Source organism: Stenotrophomonas maltophilia group sp. RNC7, assembly GCF_030910085.1.
Classification (GTDB): Bacteria; Pseudomonadota; Gammaproteobacteria; order Xanthomonadales; family Xanthomonadaceae; genus Stenotrophomonas; species Stenotrophomonas sepilia.
This window is the reverse complement of record NZ_JAVFVN010000104.1, coordinates 1-360: the sequence shown is the minus strand read 5'-3', so window position 1 is coordinate 360 and position 360 is coordinate 1. Positions and strand designations below refer to the sequence as shown.

At 70.8% G+C, this 360-nt stretch carries 1 protein-coding gene and 1 pseudogene; both read left to right on the top strand.

All coding sequences use genetic code 11. The annotated features are described in order from the left end of the window. On the top strand, nucleotides 1-210 hold a 210-nt coding region (locus RCF13_RS01000; RefSeq protein ID WP_308140740.1), incomplete at its 5' end, for a hypothetical protein. Between the two features lie 72 nt (nucleotides 211-282). Then, nucleotides 283-360, top strand: a pseudogene (locus RCF13_RS00995) (VOC family protein); the annotation flags it as partial.

Sequence of the window (360 nt, the reverse complement as noted above, 5' to 3'; positions counted from 1 at the left end):
GTCACGCACCACCAGCTGGATGTGGTCGATCAGGCGGCCACGGTGCAGTTCCATCGTTTCCATACGAACCTCTTCAAAAAGGGGACGGAGTCGGTAGCGGCGGCCCGGGGCCCCGGGCCCCGGACCGCCGCCAGCACAACGCCGGCCGGCCATGCGCCCCCCGAATGGGCCAAAATCCCGTTCGCGCGGGCCCTGGCCGGGGGGCCTTGAGCCGGCCGCGGGGCGCGCGCCCGGGCCCCGCCCCGGCGCTACCGACTCCGTCCCCTTTTTGAAGAGGTTCGTATGGAAACGATGGAACTGCACCGTGGCCGCCTGATCGACCACATCCAGCTGGTGGTGCGTGACCTGGCCGCCAGCCGC